At 65.3% G+C, this 22,805-nt stretch carries 17 protein-coding genes; 7 read left to right on the forward strand and 10 right to left on the reverse strand.

What is annotated here, in order from left to right:
- Both gltA and gltX read right to left on the reverse strand, forming a co-directional pair.
- Window positions 1-1,178, reverse strand: a 1,178-nt coding sequence (gltA, locus tag V2B31_RS15525; protein WP_328280122.1) for a citrate synthase, incomplete at its 3' end; no start/stop codon positions are given.
- 20 nt (window positions 1,179-1,198) lie between these two features.
- On the reverse strand, window positions 1,199-2,620 hold the full coding sequence (gltX, locus tag V2B31_RS15530; RefSeq protein WP_328280124.1) for a glutamate--tRNA ligase: 1,422 nt from the start codon (window positions 2,618-2,620) through the stop codon (window positions 1,199-1,201).
- A 69-nt stretch (window positions 2,621-2,689) separates the two neighbouring features.
- On the opposite strand from gltX, the gene V2B31_RS15535 reads away from it, so the two are divergent.
- On the forward strand, window positions 2,690-4,861 hold the full coding sequence (locus V2B31_RS15535; protein WP_328280128.1) for a ComEC/Rec2 family competence protein: 2,172 nt from the start codon (window positions 2,690-2,692) through the stop codon (window positions 4,859-4,861).
- Window positions 4,862-4,871: 10 nt separating this feature from the next.
- Here V2B31_RS15535 and lexA read toward each other — a convergent pair whose 3' ends face one another.
- The 6 genes from lexA to V2B31_RS15565 form a co-directional block, all read right to left on the reverse strand.
- Entirely contained in the window at window positions 4,872-5,543 is a 672-nt protein-coding gene (gene lexA, locus V2B31_RS15540; protein WP_328280132.1) for a transcriptional repressor LexA, read from the reverse strand.
- 78 nt (window positions 5,544-5,621) lie between these two features.
- Window positions 5,622-6,803 (reverse strand): molybdopterin molybdotransferase MoeA, encoded by a 1,182-nt coding sequence (locus V2B31_RS15545; protein WP_328280135.1) that lies wholly within the window; start codon window positions 6,801-6,803, stop codon window positions 5,622-5,624.
- The gene (moaC, locus tag V2B31_RS15550; protein WP_328280140.1) at window positions 6,800-7,273 is read right to left on the reverse strand and encodes a cyclic pyranopterin monophosphate synthase MoaC; all 474 of its coding nucleotides are present in this window, start codon (window positions 7,271-7,273) and stop codon (window positions 6,800-6,802) included. The genes V2B31_RS15545 and moaC overlap by 4 nt, the downstream gene beginning before the upstream one ends.
- Complete coding sequence (trpC, locus tag V2B31_RS15555) at window positions 7,270-8,058, reverse strand: indole-3-glycerol phosphate synthase TrpC (RefSeq protein ID WP_328280143.1); 789 nt, start codon at window positions 8,056-8,058, stop codon at window positions 7,270-7,272. Before trpC ends, moaC begins: the two co-directional genes overlap by 4 nt.
- A complete protein-coding gene (gene trpD, locus V2B31_RS15560) occupies window positions 8,055-9,047 on the reverse strand; it encodes an anthranilate phosphoribosyltransferase (protein ID WP_328280148.1) in 993 nt (330 codons plus the stop codon). Before trpD ends, trpC begins: the two co-directional genes overlap by 4 nt.
- A gap of 48 nt (window positions 9,048-9,095) precedes the next feature.
- Window positions 9,096-9,686: an anthranilate synthase component II gene (locus V2B31_RS15565; protein WP_328280151.1), complete on the reverse strand. Its 591-nt coding sequence runs from the start codon at window positions 9,684-9,686 to the stop codon at window positions 9,096-9,098.
- A 242-nt stretch (window positions 9,687-9,928) separates the two neighbouring features.
- Between V2B31_RS15565 and V2B31_RS15570 the strand changes: the two genes are divergently transcribed.
- On the forward strand, window positions 9,929-16,600 hold the full coding sequence (locus V2B31_RS15570) for an autotransporter domain-containing protein (protein ID WP_328280154.1): 6,672 nt from the start codon (window positions 9,929-9,931) through the stop codon (window positions 16,598-16,600).
- 151 nt (window positions 16,601-16,751) lie between these two features.
- Here V2B31_RS15570 and ruvX read toward each other — a convergent pair whose 3' ends face one another.
- Both ruvX and V2B31_RS15580 read right to left on the reverse strand, forming a co-directional pair.
- The gene (ruvX, locus tag V2B31_RS15575; RefSeq protein ID WP_328280158.1) at window positions 16,752-17,222 is read right to left on the reverse strand and encodes a Holliday junction resolvase RuvX; all 471 of its coding nucleotides are present in this window, start codon (window positions 17,220-17,222) and stop codon (window positions 16,752-16,754) included.
- A 16-nt stretch (window positions 17,223-17,238) separates the two neighbouring features.
- A complete protein-coding gene (locus V2B31_RS15580; protein ID WP_328280162.1) occupies window positions 17,239-18,360 on the reverse strand; it encodes a DUF3089 domain-containing protein in 1,122 nt (373 codons plus the stop codon).
- A 128-nt stretch (window positions 18,361-18,488) separates the two neighbouring features.
- Between V2B31_RS15580 and gatC the strand changes: the two genes are divergently transcribed.
- From gatC to gatB, 5 genes are all read left to right on the forward strand, one after another.
- The gene (gatC, locus tag V2B31_RS15585; RefSeq protein WP_328280166.1) at window positions 18,489-18,776 is read left to right on the forward strand and encodes an Asp-tRNA(Asn)/Glu-tRNA(Gln) amidotransferase subunit GatC; all 288 of its coding nucleotides are present in this window, start codon (window positions 18,489-18,491) and stop codon (window positions 18,774-18,776) included.
- 99 nt (window positions 18,777-18,875) lie between these two features.
- Window positions 18,876-20,360, forward strand: a complete 1,485-nt coding sequence (gatA, locus tag V2B31_RS15590) for an Asp-tRNA(Asn)/Glu-tRNA(Gln) amidotransferase subunit GatA (protein ID WP_328280169.1) — start codon at window positions 18,876-18,878, stop codon at window positions 20,358-20,360.
- 1 nt (window position 20,361) lies between these two features.
- Window positions 20,362-20,814 carry a hypothetical protein gene (locus V2B31_RS15595; RefSeq protein WP_328280171.1) on the forward strand — a complete coding sequence of 151 codons (453 nt, stop codon included), beginning with the start codon at window positions 20,362-20,364 and terminating at the stop codon, window positions 20,812-20,814.
- Between the two features lie 297 nt (window positions 20,815-21,111).
- Complete coding sequence (locus V2B31_RS15600) at window positions 21,112-21,300, forward strand: AbrB/MazE/SpoVT family DNA-binding domain-containing protein (RefSeq protein ID WP_328280175.1); 189 nt, start codon at window positions 21,112-21,114, stop codon at window positions 21,298-21,300.
- Window positions 21,293-22,798 carry an Asp-tRNA(Asn)/Glu-tRNA(Gln) amidotransferase subunit GatB gene (gene gatB, locus V2B31_RS15605; RefSeq protein ID WP_328280177.1) on the forward strand — a complete coding sequence of 502 codons (1,506 nt, stop codon included), beginning with the start codon at window positions 21,293-21,295 and terminating at the stop codon, window positions 22,796-22,798. Before V2B31_RS15600 ends, gatB begins: the two co-directional genes overlap by 8 nt.
- The last annotated feature ends 7 nt before the right edge of the window (window positions 22,799-22,805 follow it).

A 22,805-nucleotide genomic window follows, 5' to 3' on the forward strand; every position in this document is an offset into this window, starting at 1 on the left:
ACCCAGCCGACGGTGCGGGCGAGGGCGAAGAGCACGGTGAACATTTCGGTCGGGAAGCCGATGGCCGACAGGATCACGCCCGAATAGAAGTCCACATTGGGGTAGAGCTTCTTTTCGATGAAATAGGGATCGTTGAGCGCGATCTGCTCCAGCTCGCGCGCGACGTCGAACACCGGATCGTTGACGCCCAGCTTCTCCAGCACGTCCTTCGCGGTCTTCTGCATCACGGTCGCGCGCGGATCGTAATTCTTGTAGACGCGGTGGCCGAAGCCCATCAGGCGGAACGGATCGTCCTTGTTCTTGGCGCGGGCGATATATTCGGGGATGCGATCGACCGTGCCGATCTCGCGCAGCATGTTGAGCGCGGCTTCGTTCGCGCCGCCATGCGCCGGACCCCAGAGGCAGGCAATGCCCGCCGCGATGCAGGCGAAGGGGTTGGCGCCCGACGAACCGGCCAACCGGACGGTCGAAGTCGAGGCGTTCTGCTCATGGTCGGCGTGGAGGATGAAGATCTTGTCCATTGCGTCGACGATCACCGGATCGACGACATATTCTTCCGCCGGGACCGAGAAGGTCATGCGCAGGAAATTGGCGGTGTAAGAGAGGTCGTTGCGCGGGTAGACGAAGGGCTGGCCCACCGAATATTTATAGGCCATCGCCGCGATCGTCGGCATTTTGGCGATCAGCCGGTGGCTGGCGATCTTGCGCTGTTCGGGATCGTTGATGTCGGTCGAGTCGTGATAGAAGGCCGATAGCGCGCCCACCACGCCGCACATGATCGCCATCGGGTGCGCGTCGCGCCGAAAACCGCGGTAGAAGGTCGTGAGCTGTTCATGCACCATCGTATGACGGGTGATGGTGCGGGTGAAGTCTTCCAGCTCCCCGGCGGAGGGCAGTTCGCCGTTCAGCAGCAGGTAGCAGACCTCCATGAAGCTCGACCCTTCGGCCAGCTGGTCGATCGGATAGCCGCGATGCAGCAGGATGCCTTGGTCGCCATCGATGTAGGTCAGGCCGGAATCGCAGCTGGCCGTCGAGGTGAAGCCGGGATCATAGGTGAACATGCCGGTGTTGGCGTAGAGCTTTCGGATGTCGATCACCTGCGGACCGACGCTTCCGTCCAGGACGGGATAGTCCTGCGTGGCCTCTCCGATCGTCAATTTGGCAGTGCTATCCGACATATTGTTCTCCTTGTGTGCCATCAGCCGGCCGTCGCGTGCCCTGCGGCGGCCAGTCTTTCCAAGCTTTCCTCTTTTCCGAGCAGGAAGAGGACATCGAAAATGCCCGGCGAGGTGGTGCGGCCGGTGAGCGCCGCACGAAGCGGCTGCGCCACCTTGCCCAGCCCCAGGCCGGCATCCTCCGCCACGCGGCGTATCGCTTCCTCGATCGCTTCGACCGTCCAGGGCTGGACGGGCTGGAGAGCGTCGGCCGTCTGGACCAGCAGCGCGCGCGCGCCATCGTCTAGCAGAGCCGACGCCTTCTCGTCAAAATCCAGTGGGTAACTTTTGAACAGAAATTCTGCGCCCTCGGCAATTTCGTTAAGCGTCTTGGCGCGGGGTTTGAGCGAGGCCATCGCGGCGGTCAGGGTGGCGCGCTGGTCGTTGGTGAGAGTGAGACCAAGGCGAGCCTCCACCCTGGGGGCGACGAGGTCGGCAAGGCGCGCGTCTTCCGCTTCGCGCAGATAATGGCTGTTCAGATTTTCGAGCTTCTTGATGTCGAAGCGCGAGGGCGAGCGGCCGACACCGTCGATGTCGAACAGCTCGATCGCGCGGGCGATGGGGATGATCTCCTCGTCGCCATGGCCCCAGCCGAGACGCAGCAGATAGTTGAGCACCGCTTCGGGCAGCATCCCCATTTCGTCACGATAGGCGTCCACGCCGAGCGCGCCGTGGCGCTTCGACAGTTTCGCGCCGTCCGACCCGTGGATAAGGGGAATATGGGCATAGGTCGGCTCGTCCCAGCCCATCGCCTTGATTATGCTGAGCTGGCGGAAGGCATTGTTGAGATGATCGTCGCCCCGGATCACATGGGTGACGCCCATGTCATGATCGTCCACGACGACCGCCAGCATGTAGGTGGGCGTGCCGTCCGAGCGGAGCAGGATCATGTCGTCCAGTTCGCTGTTCTGGACGACGACCCGGCCCTGCACCGCATCCTCGATCACGGTCTCGCCCTCGCGCGGCGCCTTGATGCGGATGACGAAGGGCGCGCCTTCGGGGGCTTCGCTGGGGTCACGGTCGCGCCATCGGCCGTCATAGCGCAGCGGCTGCTTGGCGGCGCGCTGCTGCTCGCGCAGGTCGGCCAGTTCCTCGGGCGTGGCATAGCATTTATAGGCGTGGCCGGCGGCGAGAAGCTGGTTGGCGACTTCGGCATGGCGCGGGGTGCGCGCGAACTGGAACACCGGCGGTTCGTCGCCGGCCAGGCCCAGCCATTCAAGGCCGTCGAAAATTGCTGCGACTGCGTCATCGGTCGAGCGGGCGCGGTCGGTATCCTCGATCCGCAGCAGAAACTTGCCGCCATGGTGGCGGGCGAACAGCCAGTTGAAGAGCGCGGTGCGCGCGCCGCCGATATGGAGATAGCCCGTGGGGGACGGGGCGAAACGGGTCACGACCGGCTTGTTCATTCCCGTTGCACTTCCCGTCATATTCTTTGACATTCGTCCTGCCGACCCATGGATGCGACGCCCCCTAGCATGGCTTTTGCGCCGCGACAAACATCCCCTCTGGGGAAGGGGGCGGCGTGGGCGCGGGCGGGCTTTGGCACGGTCGAAGCCTGGCTGGAGCGGGAGCGCGAGCAGATCGGCCTGTGGGCGCCCATGGCGATGGGCGCCGGGATCGCCGGCTGGTTCCTGCTGCCCAACCCCATGGCCTGGCTGGCTTTTTGTTGTGCGGTTCTTGGCTTGGCTTGCCTCGGTGCGCTGATGCCCGATGGCGCGCGGCTGCGGCGGATGGTGGCGGTGGGCGGGGTGCTGGCCTGCGCGGGGTGCCTGCTGGTGTGGGGGAAGGCGGCGCTGCTGGGGCAACCGCCGCTCGCTCGGCCCGTCTTCGTGCAGATGACGGGCGCGGTTGAGTCGGTGCGGCCAGTGCCGGCGCAGCAGATGGTGCGGGTGATGCTGCGCCCGGTGGATGCGCCGACGCTGCCTGCGGTGGTCCGGGTCAACATCGCTAAAGCTGACATGCCAGATGGATTGGGCGAGGGCGCGCTGATCCGTTTCCGGGCACGGCTGATGCCGCCCGCGCCGCCGAGCGTGCCGGGCGGCTATGATTTTGCCGCGCGCGCCTATTTTCAGGGGATCGGGGCGACGGGCAAGGCGCTCAAACCCGTGGCGGTGCTGCGCGCTTCGACTGCCGCGCCGCCGCTGCGGGCGCGGTTGTTCGACCATATCCGCGCGCAGACGGATGGGCCGGCGGAGGGGATCGCCGTCGCGCTCGCCACCGGGGATCAAGGCGCGATCAGCGAGGCGGACGCTGAAGCGATGCGGCGCAGCGGGCTGGCGCATCTGCTGTCGATCAGCGGGTTGCATGTGACGGCGCTGATCGGGGCGGTGATATTTCTGTTGTTGCGGGTGTTGGCGCTGAGCCGGCGGGCGGCGTTGGGGCTGCCGCTGATGCTGATCGCCGGAGCCGGGGGCGCGCTGGCGGGGATTTTCTACACCTGGCTGACGGGGGCGGAGGTGCCGACGGTGCGGTCCTGCGTGGCGGCGCTGCTGGTGTTGGGCGGTATGGCGATGGGGCGCGATGCGGTAACGCTGCGGCTGGTGGCGACAGGTGCGCTGATTGTTTTGGTGGTATGGCCGGAGGCGCTGGTCGGGCCGAGCTTCCAGATGAGCTTCGCGGCGGTGACGGCGATCGTGGCGCTGGCGGAGCATCCGCGCTTTCGCGCCTTTGCCGCTGCGCGGGACGAGGGGATGGGGCGGAAAGCCGCGCGGATGCTGGCGGTCACGCTGGCGACCGGCGTGGCGGTCGAACTGGTGCTGATGCCGATTGCGCTGTTTCATTTCCACAAGGCGGGGATGCTGGGCGCAATCGCCAATCTGGTGGCGATCCCGCTCACCACCTTCGTTGTCATGCCGCTGGAGGCGTTGGCTTTGCTGTTCGATGTCGTAGGACTGGGCGCGCCTTTTTGGTGGGGGACGGAGCAGGCGCTCAATCTGCTGTTGCTGATCGCCCATGGCGTGGGGGCGAGCCCGATGGCGACCATGGTCGCGCCGGCGATGCCGGTGGCGCTGTTCGCGATGATCACCGGCGGGCTGCTTTGGTGCTTGTTGTGGCGGACGGGGGTGCGCTGGGCGGGATTGGCGCCGGTCGGGATCGGCATGGGGCTGGCGATGCTGACGCCCGCGCCCGACATAGTGGTGACGGGTGACGGGCAGCATGTCGCGGTGCGGAGTGGGGCGGGGATGGCGCTGTTGCGCGAGCGGGCGGGCGATTATGTGCGCGACGTGCTGGCGGAGACTGCGGGATATGAGGGCGAACTGAGCGCCATTGCCGATCTCCCGACGGCGCGCTGCTCGACCGATCTCTGCGCGTTGGCGCTGGAGCGGGGCGGGCGGCGCTGGCGGCTGCTCATGACGCGGAGCGACATGCTGATCGAGCGGGCGCGTTTTGCGCGCGATTGCGCGGCGGCGGATATCGTGGTCAGCGACAGGCGGCTGCCGCGCTGGTGCCGGCCGCGCTGGCTGAAGGTCGATCGGCGGTTGCTGGCGCGGACGGGGGGACTGTCGATCGACCTGTCCCGGGGCGAAGTTCACACCGTCACAAGGCCCGGCGACGCGCATCCGTGGATTGTTCGGCCGGCGCGACGGTCCAAGTATAGCGCCTCGGACCCTGATCCCCGGCTTTCACCGGGGAACAAGGGGTTATAGGTTTCCTTTGTCAGTTATAGCGGCGCAGCAGCCCGGCAAGCTTGCCCTGGATGCGGACCTGGCGCGGGTCGTAGATTTGCGGTTCGTAAGCGGCGTTGGCGGGGTCGAGCCGGACCTTGGCGCCTTCGCGGCGGAAATATTTGAGCGTGGCTTCGGCCTCGTCGATCAGCGCAACGACGATCTGCCCCTCGCGCGCGACTTCGGTGCGTTGGATGAGGGCGAAGTCGCCATCGAGTATGCCGGCCTCGACCATCGAGTCGCCCGACACTTCGAGCGCATAATGGTCGCCCGCGCCGAGCAGGGCGGCGGGAACGGAGAGCATCGTCTGCCCCTCCATTGCCTCGATCGGCACGCCGGCGGCGATGCGACCGTGCAGCGGGATTTCGATCACGTCGTTGGCGGCGATCGGCATAGCCGGCGCGGCCTTGGGCTTCAGCGGCACCACAGGCGCGGGCGCGCGGTGCATCGCCTCGGGCAGTTTCAGCACTTCGAGCGCGCGGGCGCGATTGGGCAGGCGGCGGATGAAGCCGCGCTCCTCCAGCGCGTTGATGAGCCGGTGAATGCCCGATTTCGAGCGCAGGTCGAGCGCGTCCTTCATCTCCTCGAACGACGGCGACACACCGCCCTCCTCAAGCTGGGTCTGGATGAAGCTCAGCAATTCCTGCTGCTTGGGCGTCAACATCGCGGTCCTCCATGGAACGTATGAGGAACGCATAGGAAACACATGCGGATTAGTCAACGGCTTTCCACGCCGGCAGGCTCAGGCCAGCGGCAGGATCATTACCCGGTCGCCCGCCTGCGCCGGGGGTGATCCGGCGGGACGCAGGATCAGGCAGTCGGCGCGCGCCATGGCGGCTGTGGCGGCGCTGTCCTGCGAGGTGACGGAAACGATGCCCTCGCCCGTGCGGAAGGCGCGCAGATACTCGTCGCGCTCGCCCGTGGCCGGGAGCGGGGCGGCGAGCGGCGCTTCGCTGGTTGGCGGAAGCGGCTGGGCCGCGCCGGACAGGTGGCGCACCAGCGGCAGCAGGAACAGCGTGGCGGTGACGAAGGCGGACACCGGATTGCCAGGCAGACCTATGAAGAGCGCCTTGTCCAGCCGGCCGGCCATCAGCGGCTTGCCGGGGCGCATCCTTATCTTCCAGAAATCCAGCGTGCCTCCTGCCGCCGCAAAGGCCGGGCGGACGAGGTCATGATCGCCGACCGACGCGCCGCCGGTCGTGACGATGATATCGGCGTAGCGGGCGCTCTCCAGCGCGGCGATCATGGCCTCAAGATCGTCGGGGACGATGCCGAGATCGGTGACGTCGCTGGGGAGGGCGGCGAGCAACGCGGCCAGCATCGGCGCGTTGGACGAGGGAAGGAAGCCGGGCGGGGTCGGCGCGCCGGGCGGGACAAGCTCGTTGCCGGTGGACAGGATCGCCACGCGCGGGGGGCGGCGGACCGGCAGCGCGCCATGGCCGGCGAGGACCGCGAGCGCGATCTGGGTCGGGCCGAGATGGGCGCCAGCCTCCAGCAGGGTCGCGCCGGTCGCGAAATCGGAAGCGGCGGGGCGGATATGGCGGCCTGCGGGGAGCGGATCATCGCTGGCGGTCAGGCGGTCGCCGACGCGGGTGGCGTTTTCCTGGATCAGGATGGCGTCCGCGCCCGGCGGCAGCGGCGCGCCGGTAAAGATACGGCAGGCTTCGCCGCGACAGACGGGCAAGAGGGTGGACGCGCCGGCGGCGCTTTCCTGCGTCACGCGCCAGGGGCCGGGATAGTCGGCCGCGCGCACCGCATAGCCGTCCATCGCCGAAAGATCGGCCCAGGGCTGGTCGCGCAGCGCCCTTAGGTCGTCCGCTAGCCAGCGGCCCGCCGCTTGCGCGATCGGCACGGTCTCGACCGGCATCGGCACGGCGAGCGCGAGCAGCCGCGCCTGCGCTTCGGCGACCGGGAGCAGGCTCATGGGGTGCGCCGCCAGTCGCCCGACTTGCCGCCGGTCTTGGCCTCCAGCCGGACGTTGCCGATGACCATGGCTTTATCGAGCGCTTTCGCCATGTCGTAGATGGTGAGCAGCGCGACCGAGGCGGCGGTGAGCGCCTCCATCTCGACCCCCGTCTGGCCGGCGGTGCGGGCGGTGGCGGTGACGGTCACCCCTTTATCGTCCAGCGCGAAATCGAGCGCGACGGCGCTGAGCGCGATCGGGTGGCAGAGGGGTATGAGGTCGGCGGTGCGCTTGGCCGCCATGATGCCGGCGACGCGCGCGACGGCGAGCACGTCGCCTTTCTTGACCAGGCCCTGTGCGATGGCGGTGGCGGCCTCCGGGCTCATGTCGATGCGGCCGGAGGCTACGGCTTCGCGCGCCGTGGTCGCCTTGGCTCCGACATCGACCATCCGGGCCGCGCCGTCTTCGTCCAGATGGGTGAGGCCGGTCATGCGCCGGTCAGCAGCGTGCGGGTGGCAGCCTCGACATCGGTTTGCCGCATCAGCGTTTCGCCGACGAGGAAGCAGCGCACGCCATGGTCGGCCATGGCGGTGAGATCGGCGGGGCCGGTGAGGCCGCTTTCGGCGACGAAGGTGCAGCCTTCGGGCGCTTTCCCGACCAGTTCGTAGGTGCGGGCGAAGTCCACTGAGAAGTCGCGCAGGTCGCGGTTGTTGACGCCGATGAGGCGCGAGCGTAGCGCGAGCGCGCGCTCCAGTTCGGCTTCGTCATGCACTTCGATGAGTGCGTCCATGCCGAGACCGAGGGCAGCGTCCTCGATCTCGCGCATCTGCCCGTCGTCGAGCGCCGCGACGATGATGAGGATCGCGTCCGCGCCCAATGCCCGGCTTTCCAGCACCTGCCAGGGGTCGACCAGGAAATCCTTGCGCAGCACCGGGATCGCGCAGGCGGCGCGGGCGGCGACCAGATAATCGTCATGCCCCTGAAAATAGGGTTCGTCGGTGAGAACCGAGAGGCAGGCCGCGCCGCCGGCCTGATAGGCGGCGGCATGGGCGGGGGGATCGAAATCGGGGCGGATCAGGCCCTTGGACGGGCTGGCTTTCTTGACCTCCGCGATGAGGCCGAAGCCGGTTGCAGCGGCTGCGTCGAGCGCGCGGCGGAAACCGCGGGGCGGAGTCTGGCCGGCGGCGCGGTCTTGCAGGTCGGCGATGCTGGTCGCCGCCTTGCGCCGGGCCACATCCTCGCGCTTATAGTCGCAAATTTCGGTGAGCTTGTTCATGGATAGGCTATCCAGCAATTCAGAAGCGCGTTGGCAAGGCCGCGATCGATGGTTTCGGCGGCTTCCTCCACGCCCTCGCGCAGGTCGGGGACGGCTCCGGCGACCAGCAGGGCGGCGGAGGCGTTCAGCAGCACGGCGTCGCGATAGGGGCCAGGTTCACCCTGGAGCAGCGCGCGCAGGGCCGCGGCATTGTGCGCGGCATCCCCGCCCCGGATCGCCTCGACCGGGTGGGTCGATAGGCCGAGGTCGGCGGCGGTCAGGCGGCGCATGGCGACAAGGCCGTCGGCGGTCACTTCCGCCACGTCGTTGCCGCCCGCGAGCGACAGTTCGTCCAGCCCCTCGTCGCCCGATACGATCATCGCATGATCGACGCCCAAGTCGGAAAGCGCCTGCGCGTAGATGGGGACATAGGCGGGGCGCGCGATGCCGATCAACTGCCGGCGGACGCGGGCGGGGTTGGCGAGCGGACCCATGAGGTTGAAGATGGTGCGCTCGCCGATTGCCCGGCGGATAGGGGCGAGGCGTTTCAGCGCCGGGTGATAATTCTGCGCGAAGAGGAAGCAGATGCCGAGGTCGGCGAGGGTCGCCTCCGCCGTTGCCGCTGCCTTGTCGAGGTTCAGGCCCAGCGCTTCGAGCGTATCGGCAGCCCCGGCCTTGGAGGATGCGGCGCGGTTGCCATGCTTGGCCACAGCCACGCCCGCCGCCGCGACGACGAGGGAGACGGCGGTGGAGACATTGAGCGTATGGTGCCCGTCGCCGCCGGTGCCGCACACGTCGATCGCACCGTCGGGCGCTGCCACGCGAACCATGCGCGCGCGCATCGCCTTGGCGGCGGCGGCGATCTCCGTCGCGGTCTCGCCGCGCCGCGCCATGGCGACGAGAAAGGCGGCAATGTCCGCTTCGGGCAGCTCGGCGTCGAACAGCAGGTCGAAGGCGCGGGCGGCTTCTTCAGCGTCGAGCGGGGTCGATGGATCGGGCAGGCGGGTCATCGCCGCCGCCTTATGCCGTGCCGGGCGGGAGAGTCGAGAGGCAACCGATCAGGCGGCTTCGCGCGTCCGCACCGGAAGGCCGGCTACGCCCATGAAATTCGCCAGCATCTCATGCCCATAGTCGGTGGCGATGCTTTCCGGGTGGAATTGCACCGAGTGAATGGGAAGAGTTGCGTGGCGGAAGGCCATGACCGATCCGTCCTCGCTGGTCGCGTTGACGATCAGGCTGTCGGGGATATCCTCGACGATCAGCGAATGATAGCGGGTTGCGGTGAAAGGCGAGGGGATGCCGGCGAACAGGCCGGTACCGTCATGGCGGACCGGCGAGGTCTTGCCGTGCATCAGCCCGCCGCGCACCACTTTGCCGCCGAAATGCTGGCCGATCGCCTGATGGCCGAGGCACACGCCCAGCAGCGGCGCGCCGGCGTCGGCGCAGGCGGCGACGAGGTCGAGGCTGACGCCCGCCTCATTGGGGGTGCAGGGGCCGGGCGAAAGCAGGAACGCCTTGGCCCCGGTGGACAGCGCCTGGCCGGCGGAGATGGCGTCGTTGCGTACCACCTCCACCTGCGCGCCCAGCTCCATGAGATAATGGACGAGGTTCCAGGTGAAGCTGTCATAATTGTCGATGACGAGGATCATGCCGGACGCTTTAGCCCGGCGGACGGAGCGGTCGCAAGCGGCAAAAGATGAGACCGTCGAGCAGCGCCGCGCATCAGAATAATCCAGCGAAAACAATTCATCTATTCAAGTGGTTGGTTTTCAATTAGCTGTACCTCGAATGTTTGGGAGGGATTTGGGGGTTTATGTCTATCGTTAACACGTCGCGTTGCGGCGAGGCTCGTCGCGCGTCTCTGTTGCTGTCGTCCGCAATCTGTTTGACCATGATGGCGCCTGGCGTTGCGCAAGCGGCGTGCAGCCCCAATCCCGCCCAGCCCGGCGAGCGGATAAGCTGTTCGGGCACGGAGACATCGCGGATCGTGGTTCGCGGTGGGGGTGCGGAACTGCTGGTCGAGCAGGGCGCCACCGTTGCTGCCGCCGACGCCGCCATCAGCATTCGCATCGAGCGGTCATACTCGCCATATAGCCAGGTCGCGCCGACGACACTGCAGATCGACGGCAACGTCGGCGGTGGGACGTCCAGTGCTATCGCTCTGATGTCCTTTGGCAATTACGGCTGGACCGAAGCAACTATCACCGTATCGTCCACGGGCCGCATCACTGGGCCGACGGCGATTGACTTACAGAGACCCCGCTCCAACGGCTCCACCGGCTATGAATTGGAATATCTTCGAACAGCGGTCGAGCTGGACAATGGCGGCGTCATCGAAAGCAGCACCGGCGGCATTGCGGTTCGGGGCAGCGATGACGGCCGGGCCTATTTCTCGTCCATCATAAATCGGGCGGACGGGGCCATCGGCGCGATCCAGGGACGCGTGGACTCGATCATCAATGAAGGCATGATCGACGGTGGCGCGCTGAGCGCCGTCACGAGCGAACCGGGCCAGTCCAATTTCGGCTTTCAAAGCTACATAAGCAACAGCGGCACCATCCGCGCGAGCGGTGCGGCCGATACGCTTGGCTTCAGGGGAAGCGCGAACGTCTATAATGACGGCGCAATTCTGGCCGAAGGAATGGGGCGCGCGATCAGCGGTCGCAATCTTACGATTGTGAACGGGGAAGGCGGCAGCATCGTCGCCAATCACACCGCCATTGATGCCAGAGATTCGCTCTACATCACCAATGAAGGGACTATTTTGAGCGGGGGCGATGCCATCCGCACATCGGGCTCGCTGTTTCTCGACAATCAGGGCACGATCAAGGGCAACGTCGTGGGCGGCGACAATGGCTCGTCCATTTACAACATCGGCGGAACCATAGAGGGCGACGTCCTGCTGGGCAGCGGCAATGACACGTTCATCGTGGGGGCCGCCAATGTCGATCAGCCATTCGGGACTGTGACCGGCCGGGTTGATGCCGGCGGGGGCGTCGACACCCTGCTCTTCAGCTTCGAGGAAGATAGGGTGCTGGACCGCGGTATCGTTCTGCCCGACACGTTCGAGACACTCAGGCTGTCGGTAAGCGGCGGCTCGACCCTGACCCTGTCGGAAAGCTATGCGTCCACGACCGCTTTGACATTGTCCAGCGGCGATCACGGCTCGGACGCGTCGGCCAACAGGTTCCTTCTTGCTGGTTCGATCGACACGCAAGGCCCTGCGCTGATGGACGGACTTTATAACAGCAGCGGCTTCGAGGTAGCCCATTCGGGAACGATCGTTGCGCGCCTGACGGACCCAAGCACCTACGCGGTCAGTTTCGGCAGCGCATCGCTGTTCGACAATAGCGGGACCATAACCGCTATTGGCGGCGGTGGTGTGGCGGGATCGACCCGCATCGTCAACAGCGGCACGATCACGGCCAAGGGCACCGCCCTGCGCGCCTGGGCGGGGTTCGACAATAGCGGCACGATCCGATCCATCGCGGGCGTCGGCGTCGATGTCCTTTATAACGAATCGTCCAACAGCGGCACGATTGAAGGCGCGACCGCCGGTGTGCGCCTGGTCCAGGGAACGCTGGTCAACAGCGGCACCATATCGTCAGCCGGCACAGGGCTGGAAGTTGGTTGGTATGGAACGCTCTTCAACCAGGCCGGCGGAGTCATCACGGGTGGAACTGCCGGCATCGCTGCGCCATCCAATACCGATATCGCAGGGGCGTATATCGTCAACGCGGGCATCGTTAACGGCGACGTCAATCTGGGCAGCCGGCCATATAATCTGTCTAGCGGCAACATTTTTGCCGCGCTGTCGGGCAGCATGGTCAACGGCGACATCTATCTCGGCTCTGGCTACGACATGTTCGCGACGTCGCTCGTCAATGACGGCCCCGGGGAGTTTGCCGGCCTTACGGGGCGGGTAACGGGCAGCGGGGACGAGACGCTTCGGTACATTATTGACGCAGACACGGTGACAACGCCCGAACTCAAGGGCATTTTCAAGAAACTTTCCTATCAGCTTGCAAACGACGCGACGCTGACCCTTGATGGGCCGAGCAATATCGGCGTCGGGCTGGCGGGATCGGGCAAGGTCGTGCTGACCGGCGAATTTACAGGCGACACGACTAGGACCATGTTCGATCTGACCGCCACGGCAATCAGATTGAACGGTGAGGATCAGGTGCCGGCAAACGCCATCGCCATGACGAACACCGGACGGATCCTGTTCGTCGAGACGCCGCCGGTCAGCTATAGCAACGGGACTGCGATCGTTCTGAGCGATGGCAGCAGCTTCACCAATGAAGGCGTCATCGTCGTAACGGTCGGGCAAGCAGGGTCCGTCAGCTACCCCTACCTTACTGGCATCGCCAACGGAGGCGGCCTGATCGTCAACAACGGTACGATCCAGTTGAGCGGCGCGTTCGGCCTCAGGAGCTTCTCATCCAACAACACGGAAGCCGAAATCCGCAACACCGGCGTGATCGAGCAAATCTCTGGAGGCGCCCGGTCGATCGGGATATTCGCGTCTGGCCGGATCACCAACAGCGGTCGGATCGACACGCAGGGCAGTGCAGTGTCCCTTTACGATTCGGCGTTCGTAACCAACAACGGCGTCCTGCGCAGCAGCGCTGCACAGGCGGTAAGTAGCACGCAATATAACAGCCCGACCAGCCTGTGGAATCAGGCGAACGGTCTGATCGCCGGGGCGGCAGGGTTCAGCGCGGTTCAACTCAGCAGCGGCAGCGTGCTTCGCAACGAAGGAACGATCGAAGGCGACGTCGCGCTGCGTTACGACCCTTACGGTTTTGCCTACGACTTTGGGACGAGCGTCTTCATCAATCGCGGCGGCACGCTGAACGGCAATCTCACGCTCACCAAGAATGACGATATCCTCATCGCGCTGGGCGGCCTCACCGGCGTAACCGGCAGTATCGAGACGCTGACGGGCAGCGACACATTCGTCTGGGCCTATGACGCCAGCGCCACGGTCACGCTAGACGCCGACGCGACGCCGCCCGACGGGTTCGAGCAGCTCGGCTTTGCCGCCTATGGCGCCCACACTGTCCTGACCCTCGCCGGCCAGCGGTCGCAGACACAGCCGCTGATCCTTGCCGGGGACGGCACGATCGTGAATTCGATCACGCTAAACGAGGCAGGCGCGACAGGGATTACCTCGGTAACATTGGGCAGCGCGGCCGATCCCACCAATGCGCTCGGCGCGGGATCGACGCTGGCCTTCGTCAATCGCGGGACGTTGGCGCGTGGCGTTGGGGGCTATGCGCGTGAGATCGACAATCAGGGCACCATCAACGGCTATGATCTTTATCGGCCGGTTGTCCGTATTCAAGCCAGCGACGCGGCGGGCTTCACGTTCCGCAACAGCGGGACGATCACAGCGGTCCCGGCGCCGCAGAATGTATTCGGGGGGTCGGATTGGTACGCTGTGGCAATCGACAAGCTGATCGCCACCGGAACCTTGGCCTTCAACAGCTTCGACAATAGCGGGCAGATCGCTGGCGGGGTCAGCATAGTTGCCGACACGCGCAGCTTCAGCTTTGCAAATTCGGGGCGGATCGATGCGGCCAACCCGTCCTATGGCGCAGCACGCCTGATAGTCGGGCCGCGCTATAGTCTGGAATACCCCCGCAGCGCGAACGCCGACGATGCGTCGATCGTGAATAGTGGCACGATGAACGGTAGTGTGTTGGCATCGTTGGCGGCGTCCCGGGTCACGATGACGAACACCGGATCGATCAACGGCTATCTGAGCGTCTCTCAGCCGGGCAAGATCGACGGGTTCGACGATCAAGGCTATCCCGCCCAGACCAGTCAGGAGAGCTTCAGCCTGACCAACAGCGGATCGATCTGGGGTGCGACAGTCAGCAGCCGGGCTTTGGCCATCGATGTGGCGAACAGCGGCACCATCGGCGACCCTGAAGCGGGGGCCGAGGCGACAGCGCTGGAGATCGACGCCTATTCTCGCGCGGATCAGGCGATTCGCGTCGTCAATGACGGATCGATCGTCGGCAGCGGGTTGTTGTCGTCCGGCCTGACGATCGGTTCCTATACCGAAGAGGGGCTGGAAGGCGAATCTGCCCCGCCGGTCAGCGCGATCAGCATCGTCAATCGCGGCGTGATCAGCGCCGATGGCGGTGCGGGCTATTCCGCCGCGATCGACGAGGATACGCCCGCCGAATTGATTCCGGTGGCGGGCTTGGGGGTGTCGCTGGGCGGCGACGGCGCAAGCGCGGTGTCGATCGTCAATGAAGCTGGCGCGACGATCTCGGCCAACGGCGCGACCTCCTATGTCGGGCGCTCTTGGGAGCCGGACGACACGCCCCGCATTGTGCCCGACGCCTATTCAGGCACGGGTTCGATCGCCGTCGTGGTCGCCGCGGACAAGCTGATGCTCGACAATGCGGGCACGATCCGCGGCAATGCCGGCGGAACGATAGATGGCGATACCGAGTTCGATTTCTACTTCGATGACATCGATCTGGCCGGCACTTTCATGGCGGGCGCGGTGCAGACCTTCGGCTCGATCGATACGCTGACCAACCGATCGACCGGCGTCATCATCGGATCGGTCGATCTTGGCGACATGGACGACATGCTCGTCAACGCCGGCCGGATCGAGGGTGACGTCTATCTGCGGGCCGGCAATGACAGCGTGACGCACAATATCGGCGGCGGGCTGACCGGCACCATCGACGGGGGTGAGGGCACGGATGCCGCCATCATCGACATCAACGGCGGCGGCTTGCTGGGCAACGCGCTGCTTGCCCGGTTCGTCAATTTCGAGAGCAAGCTCGTTACCGGCACCGGCACGGTCACGACCGACGGGGCATTTGCGGACGAGACGCTGTTCCTGCGTGACGCGGCGTTGACCTTGAGCGCGGGGCAGACGTTGCAGACCGCCGGGCCGGTCGCGGTGACTTTTTCCGGTGGGACCAATTTACTGGTCAACAACGGCACGATCCTCGGCGGGCTCGACCTCACCAACGGGCTGAACCAGGTGGTGAATGCGGGCACGATCAATGGCGCGATCGTTTTCGGTCAGGGCAGTCAACTGACCAGCCTTGCCAATTCGACCATCATCGGGGCGATCAACGTGCCCCAGGGGGCGACCTTCGCGTCGGCGGGCACGGTCAACGGGGCGGTGAACGTCAGCGGGACGCTGGCGCCCGGCGCTTCCCCCGGCACGATGACCGTCAACGGAAATGTCACGTTGAACGCAGGGTCTAACACCCTGTTCGAGTTCACGCCGACGGTCAGTGATGCGCTGATCGTCAACGGATCGCTGACGATCGCGGACGGCGCCGCGCTGACGCTGACCGGCAGTCGTCCGCTGACGCCCGGCGTCTATACGATCGTGCGCGCAAGCAATGGCATCAGCGGCAGCTTCGGCACCAACATCATGCGGGACGATCAGATAGCGGGCATTCTGTCCTTCGGGGCGAAACAGATCGACCTCGTAGGCTTGTTCCTGTTCAGCGGCAGTGCGTCGGCACAGGCGGAACAGACCAGGGACTATCTCAACGATCTTCTGCTGGACGGCAAAGCAACGCCGGGCATTCTCGCTGCATTTCCGCGCATGGTGGGCGCAGATGGCTACGCCAGCGCGGCTGCGCTATCGACGCTGAGCCCGGAGCCTTATGCGTCGGCGGCGCAGATCGGGATCGAGAACGGCCTTGCGATAGCCGGCGCGCTGCGGTCCGTGCGGATGGCGGGGCTGAGCGAAGAAGGCGGGCTGTTCACCTTCGGTCAGGCTTACGGCAATTGGCGCACCTTCGCCCCCGACCGGCGCGGCGTGGCACAGGCCGATGTGGACAGCAGCGGCTATCTGGGCGGCGTGGGCTATGGCAACAATACTGTGGGCGCCGCTCTGTTCGTCGGGCGGAGCGATAGCAAACAGCGTTTGGGCGCTATCGGCGCGCGCAACGACGCCGACGGCATGTTCTTGGGCGGTCGGGTCCATTATGCGGCGGGCGGCCTGTCGGCCGGCGCGACGATCTTGTTCGACCGGGCCAAGGCGGACACGGTGCGCAACCTTGTCGGCGGCAGCTCGGCGCGCAGCCGGTATAAACTGCACGGTATGACGATTGACGGCTGGGTCGGCTATGGCTGGGATATCCGCGATGGCTGGCGAGTTGGGCCGCAGCTCGGCCTCACGCATATCAGCGTGGATCGCGGCGCAGCGCGCGAAACGGGTGGCGGCGCCTTTGCGCTTGATGTGTCAAAGCAGAAATATGACGCCACCTTTCTCGGCGCCGACTTGAAGCTGGAAGCGCCGGGCACCCAAAGCCTGCGGCCTTGGGTGTCCATTGGCGTGCGGCACATGCTGGAGGGAGACGCGATCGGCGCGACCGGCGGGATTGCTAGCGTCGGCGCGACCTACAGCGTCGCCGGCGTCGAACGGCGGGAAACGGTGCCGCATGTCGGTGGCGGGCTGAACGTCGCGATCTCGGCCAGCGTGTCGCTGTTCGTCAACGGCGACGCAGAGTTTTCCGGCAGCAACGGCCAGCAGCATGTGAATGGCGGCGTCACCTTCAAATTCTGATCGGGGGCGATCCCGGTAGGTGCGGACTTATGCCCTGGGATGTGCCGGCGTCCGAAGGTGTAAGGCCGGGCCGTCGCCTTTGTGCGGAATGTCGCGACCCCGAAGCATAGGGGTTAATCTGGCAAGGTGAGGCACGGCGCCTGCCGTCCGGTCAAAGACCCGCGACCAGCCCATCGATCGCGCCTTGCAGGATGTAGCTGGCCGCGAGCTTGTCCACCAATTCGTCGCGGCGGGCGCGGCTGGCGTCGGCTTCCAGCAGGGTGCGGGTGACGGCCTGGGTGGACCAGCGTTCGTCCCAAAGCAGGATCGGTAGCCCCAGGTCGGCGATGTTGTGGGCGAAGGCGCGGCTGGCCTGCGCGCGGGGCGAACTGCTGCCGTCGAGATTGAGCGGCAGGCCGATGACGATGCCCTTGACCTGCTGCTGCGCGATGAAGGCGGCAAGGCCGATCTTGTCCTTGCCGAACTTCGTGCGCGCGACGGTGTAGGCGGGGCTGGCGATCGACCAGCCAGCGTCGCACAGGGCAAGGCCGATCGTCTTGGTCCCGACATCCATCCCGATCAGCCGGCCGCCTTGGGGCAGGGCGTCGCGGAAGGCGGCGCGGTCGGTGGTGACGAGAGGCATGGACAGGGCGGCCCTGTCACTCTTTCAGGAACGCCGCCAGCCTTTTTTTCGCATCCTCCCGCACATTGCCCCAGAAGAGGCTATAGTCATAGACATGGTAATTGTTGCCCGGCAGGGTGAACGGCCCCATGTCGACCGGTTCGCCGATCATCAGCACGCCGCTGGTGTCGCAGCGCGCCGGGACGATGCCCGTCAGCAGCTTGGGCGGCTTTCCTTCCTCGCGCGCATCCAGCGTGCCCTTGTTCGCGCTGGCGGGGGCAGCGCCGTTGAAGGCGCCGGTGATCGGATTGGTGCAGAGCATGTGCGTGCCCTTGCGCGGACGGCCGGTATAGCCGCTGTTGCGCTCGAACGTCTCGACCACGGCGGACGGATCGGCCGGTTCGGCATAGCTTTGCCAGCTGACGATGCAATGCGCCTGGTCGCGCCGCGCGCAAGCGGGCAGGCCGAGCGCGGGCAGGTCAGCCTCCACCGACACCGGCCAGCCGACCGCATAGACGGCCGCGACCCGGTCCGCGACCCGCTTGCCCGCCACCTGTTCACGCAGCAGCTGCAGCAGGTGGCGCGTGCCCTGACTGTGCCCGGCGAGGATCAGCGGGCCGGTGGGATTGGCTTTCAGGAAAGCGGCGAACGCCTGGGCCACGTCAAGATAGGCGGCGGCGAGCGCCTGGTCGCCGGCGGGCTTGTCGGTCAGGAAAGCGCCATAATTGGCCTGGCGATAGCGCGGCGCCCACACCGCGCCGGCGGCGTTGAAGGCGCTGGCCTGCCCCATGACGAAACGCATCGCGGTGGCGGCGCTGTCCTTGTCATCGAGCCGCGCGTTCCAGTGGGCGTCGCCGAAGGTCGTGATATAGCTGGTCGGATGGATGAAGAAGATCGCGGCCTTGGGCGCGCTGGCAGTAGGCGGAGCGACGCCCGCCGGCGTCCAGAGGGCGGGATTATTCGTCACGATATCCGGCCGGGCGATCCACATGCCGGCATCGACATAGGCATCGGCGGGCAGCGGTTGGAGCTGCTGGAAGGGCTCGCGCGGCACCATCACCATGCGGATGAGGGCGTTGCCCCAGACCCGATAGGCGAGCAGCGCGGCGATCACCAGAACGATGAGGCCCGCCACCACATAGAGGAATTTCCGCGCCACCGTGCCGTCTCTCCAAACCGGCGGGGCGAAAGGCCACCGTCCGCGCCACTGTCTGGCGCAGGCGCACGTCCCGCGCAAGGGCGCGAATGCCGCTTGAAGCGCGCGGGCGCGGGTGGTAGCGGCGGCCCATGTCGATAGACCTTCAGACCGTGAAAAAGATCGCCAGCCTGTCGCGCATTTCGGTGACCGAGGCCGAGGCCGAGGCGATGGTGCCCGAACTCAACAACATCCTTGGCTGGGTGGAGCAACTGGGCGAGGTGGACGTGACCGGCGTAGAGCCGATGACTGCCGTCATTCCCAACCATCAACGGCTGCGCGACGATGTCGTGACCGACGGCAATGTCCGCGAGAAGGTGCTGGCGAATGCGCCCCAGGCCGAGCATGGGTTTTTTGCGGTGCCCAAGGTGATCGAATAAGGCGCTCCACCCGTTCGGGCTGAGCCTGTCGAAGCCCAGTCCTTGCTCCGAAGAAAAGTGCGGCCCTTCGACAGGCTCAGGGCGAACGGAAGTTTTTCCATGACCAATCTCACTGATCTCACCGTAGCCGACATCCGCGACGGCTTCCGCGCCGGGGATTTTTCCGCGCGCGAAGTGGCCGAGGCGTTCAACGCCAATGTCGCGGTAGCCAAGGCTCTCAATGCCTTCATCGTCGAGACGCCGGAAAAAGCGCTGGATGCCGCCGACGCCGCCGATCGGGCGAAGGCGGCGGGCGAGCCGCTGGGCGCTCTTGCCGGCGTGCCGATCGGGATGAAGGATCTGTTCTGCACGCAGGGCGTCCAGACGACCGCGGCTTCGCACATGCTCGAAGGCTTTGTGCCGACCTATGAGTCGACCGTATCGGGCAAGCTGTGGGCGGCGGGCGCGGGGATGCTGGGCAAGCTCAACCTCGACCAGTTCGCCATGGGCTCGTCCAACCAAACCAGCTATTATGGCAATGTGATTTCGCCCTGGCGGCGCAAGGATGGTGGCAATGCCGCGCTTGCGCCGGGCGGTTCTTCGGGTGGTTCCTCGTCGGCGATCGCGGCGCGGCTCTGCCCGGCGGCGACCGGCACCGACACCGGCGGATCGATCCGCCAGCCCGCCGCCTTCACCGGCATTTCCGGCATCAAGCCGACCTATGGCCGCTGTTCGCGCTGGGGCATCGTCGCCTTTGCCTCTTCGCTCGACCAGGCGGGGCCGATGGCGCGGACGGTGCGCGACAATGCGATCCTGCTGGAGGTGATGTCCGGCTTCGATCCCAAGGATTCGACCAGCCTCGATCTGCCCGTGCCGCAGTGGGAAGCGAACCTGTCGAGCGACCTGCGCGGCAAGACGGTCGGCATCCCGAAGGAATATCGCCCCGATGGCCTCAATTCCGAGATCGCCGCGCTGTGGGATCGCGGGATCGAGTGGCTGAGGGATGCGGGCGCGAAGGTGGTGGAGGTGTCGCTGCCGCACACCCAATATGCGCTGCCGACCTATTATATCATCGCGCCGGCCGAAGCCTCCTCCAACCTCGCCCGCTATGATGGCGTTCGCTATGGGCAGCGGGATCTGCCCGACGGGGCGGGCTTGCAGGACATGTATGCCGCGACCCGCGCCGCCGGCTTCGGGCCGGAGGTCAAGCGCCGCATCATGATCGGCACCTATGTGCTGTCGGCCGGCTTCTACGACGCTTATTATACGCAGGCGCAGAAGGTGCGCGCCCTCATCGCCCGCGATTTCGAGCAGGCGTTCGAGCAATGCGACCTGCTGCTGACCCCGACCGCTCCTAGCGCCGCCTTTGCGCTGGGCGAGAAGCAGGCTGATCCGCTCGCCATGTATCTCAATGACGTGTTCACCGTGCCGGCTTCGCTGGCGGGGCTGCCGGCGATGGCGGTGCCGGGCGGGCTGGACGCGGCGGGGCTACCGATCGGCTTGCAGATTATCGGCAAGGCGCTGGATGAGCAGACTGTGTTGAACGCGGGGTTGGCGATCGAGGAAAGGGCTGGCTTTGTGGCGCGGCCGAACAGGTGGTGGTGAGATGGTGAGGCTCAGGCGGCGCGGCTTTTTTGTAAAATGCACAAGTGTTATTTGGCTCTTGGTCGCTGCCGCCTGTTCCAATAAAAATCCGCTGGCGGCGGCAAGTTATAACGAGTGCGCATTGCAAGCAGCGATGTCGGAAATAACAGCAAAGAGCGATGTGGAAGCTGCTTGTCGGCGTAAGTTCGAACGCGATGTTAGAACGGCGATGAAGGTGGTTGCACCCGAAGGTTCTAACGACATTGGTTTGATTAATGTATCGCGAGATATTGTTACTCAGGTGGAAATAAGGGCAAGTTCAAAAGGCCCCGTTTCTATCCGACAGACTTGGATCGAGCCAGGCCGTGTTGAGTACTTTTCCGAACCTTTCAATAACCATCTCTTGGTATCAATTGCCCTTGAACAAGGTGATTTTCGTGCGACCGGCACGCGGGGAATACCAATAGGAAATTGAACGGAAATGACCCAGTCAACCCATCGTGCCCACGTCGAATCTTGCGCGTAAAATGAAGCGTCGACTATGTTATACTTCGCTGCGTTGAGTAAGATTCTCCCCTCCCCTTCAGGTTCGGCGGCGTCACGTGCCGCCGCCGAAGGGCCGGGGGTGGGGTCCATCCTCTTGACCCGGCGCTTGGGGCGATACCCCACCCCAACCCCTCCCCTGAAGGGGAGGGGCTTATGAGTTCTCATTAACGCAGTTTGGTATTAGTTACTGGATTGGGCAGAATAAGGCTGTCGAATGGAGGCTGGCATGAAGAGCAATGGGGATGTGCGACCGGACGCATATTACACCAAGATCGATAGTCGTGGTCGCCTGTGGGTTAATAAAGCATTTCGTGATTATCTTGGCCTTCCAAAAGGTGGCCAGATCAATTTGTTTATGAATGAAGACGGCCATCTTGCTTTGCGAGCAGCCAAAATTGAGAGCGAAAATGACTGAATCACCCTATCGCATCCAGGGCGCAACCGGCGAGTGGGAGGTCGTGATCGGCCTGGAGGTCCATGCCCAGGTCACGTCCAACGCCAAGCTCTTCTCCGGCGCGGCGACGGCGTTCGGGGCGGAGCCCAATACGCAGGTCAGCCTTGTCGATGCGGCGATGCCCGGCATGTTGCCCGTGCCCAACCGTGAATGCATCCGTCAGGCGGTGCGCACCGGCATGGCAATCGACGCGCAGATCAACAGATGGTCGCGCTTCGACCGGAAAAATTATTTCTACGCCGATCTGCCGCAGGGCTATCAGATCAGCCAGCTCTATCACCCCATCGTGGGTGAGGGGCAGATCGACATCGTGCTGGACGAGAAGAACCCCGACGCCAGCACCAAGACGATCGGCATCGAGCGCATCCATGTCGAGCAGGACGCCGGCAAGCTGATGCATGACCAGCATCCCACCCGCTCCTATGTCGATCTCAACCGCTCCGGCGTGGCGCTGATGGAGATCGTGTCGAAGCCCGACATGCGGTCTCCGGCCGAAGCAGGGGCGTATCTGTCGAAGCTGCGGACCATCCTGCGTTACGTGGGGTCGTGCGACGGCAATATGGACCAGGGATCGATGCGCGCGGACGTCAACGTCTCGGTCCGCAAGCCGGGCGAGGCTTTCGGCACGCGCACCGAGACGAAGAACGTCAATTCGGTCCGCTTCGTCATGGCCGTGGTCGAGCATGAAGCGAACCGGCAGGTCGATGTGCTGGAGGCGGGCGGCAAGATCGTGCAGGAAACCCGCCTCTATGATCCCGACCGCAATGAGACGCGGTCGATGCGGTCGAAGGAGGACGCGCACGACTATCGCTACTTCCCCGATCCCGACCTGTTGCCGCTGGAACTGGACGATGCATTTCTGGAGGAATGCCGGGCGTCGCTGCCCGAACTGCCCGACGCCAAGCGCCGCCGCTACGAGCAGGTTCTGGGCCTGTCCGCCTACAACGCCGCGACGCTGACCGCCGACGCCGACACTGCCCGCTGGTTCGAGGCGCTGCTGGCGGAAGGTGCGCGGATCCAGGGGAAGAGCGAGGCGGATGTGGCCAAGGCTTCGGCCAACTGGCTGCTGTCGGAACTTTACGGAGCGCTCAACCGGCTTGGCAAAAGCCTGGAGGAAAGCCCGGTAAGCCCCGAGGAAGGCGCGGAATTGCTGGCGCTGGTGGCGGATGGCACGATCAGCGGCACGATCGCCAAGCAGGTGTTCGAGATCATGCTCGACACCGGCGAGAAGCCCGGCAGAATCGTCGAGGAAAAGGGGCTGAAGCAGACCAGCGACACCGGCGCGATCGAGGCGGCGGTGGCTAAGGTGCTGGCCGATAATGCGGACAAGGTCGCCCAGTATATGGGCGGCAAGGAAGCCTTGTTCGGCTTCTTTGTCGGCCAGACGATGAAGGCGATGCAGGGCAAGGCCAACCCGCAGGTCGTCAACGACCTGGTGAAGAAGGGGCTTGCGGCCTGACGCGGCG

The organism is Sphingobium sp., assembly GCF_036170395.1.
Classification (GTDB): domain Bacteria; phylum Pseudomonadota; class Alphaproteobacteria; order Sphingomonadales; family Sphingomonadaceae; genus Sphingobium.

Bases quoted from the DNA above. Each gene is read 5' to 3' on its own strand.
- gltX (WP_328280124.1), bottom strand. From the start codon at position 2,620: ATGAACAAGCCGGTCGTGACCCGTTTCGCCCCGTCCCCCACGGGCTAT.
- V2B31_RS15535 (WP_328280128.1), top strand. From the start codon at position 2,690: ATGGCTTTTGCGCCGCGACAAACATCCCCTCTGGGGAAGGGGGCGGCG.
- lexA (WP_328280132.1), bottom strand. From the start codon at position 5,543: ATGTTGACGCCCAAGCAGCAGGAATTGCTGAGCTTCATCCAGACCCAG.
- V2B31_RS15545 (WP_328280135.1), bottom strand. From the start codon at position 6,803: ATGAGCCTGCTCCCGGTCGCCGAAGCGCAGGCGCGGCTGCTCGCGCTC.
- moaC (WP_328280140.1), bottom strand. From the start codon at position 7,273: ATGACCGGCCTCACCCATCTGGACGAAGACGGCGCGGCCCGGATGGTC.
- trpC (WP_328280143.1), bottom strand. From the start codon at position 8,058: ATGAACAAGCTCACCGAAATTTGCGACTATAAGCGCGAGGATGTGGCC.
- trpD (WP_328280148.1), bottom strand. From the start codon at position 9,047: ATGACCCGCCTGCCCGATCCATCGACCCCGCTCGACGCTGAAGAAGCC.
- V2B31_RS15565 (WP_328280151.1), bottom strand. From the start codon at position 9,686: ATGATCCTCGTCATCGACAATTATGACAGCTTCACCTGGAACCTCGTC.
- V2B31_RS15570 (WP_328280154.1), top strand. From the start codon at position 9,929: ATGATGGCGCCTGGCGTTGCGCAAGCGGCGTGCAGCCCCAATCCCGCC.
- ruvX (WP_328280158.1), bottom strand. From the start codon at position 17,222: ATGCCTCTCGTCACCACCGACCGCGCCGCCTTCCGCGACGCCCTGCCC.
- gatC (WP_328280166.1), top strand. From the start codon at position 18,489: ATGTCGATAGACCTTCAGACCGTGAAAAAGATCGCCAGCCTGTCGCGC.
- gatA (WP_328280169.1), top strand. From the start codon at position 18,876: ATGACCAATCTCACTGATCTCACCGTAGCCGACATCCGCGACGGCTTC.
- V2B31_RS15595 (WP_328280171.1), top strand. From the start codon at position 20,362: ATGGTGAGGCTCAGGCGGCGCGGCTTTTTTGTAAAATGCACAAGTGTT.
- V2B31_RS15600 (WP_328280175.1), top strand. From the start codon at position 21,112: ATGAAGAGCAATGGGGATGTGCGACCGGACGCATATTACACCAAGATC.
- gatB (WP_328280177.1), top strand. From the start codon at position 21,293: ATGACTGAATCACCCTATCGCATCCAGGGCGCAACCGGCGAGTGGGAG.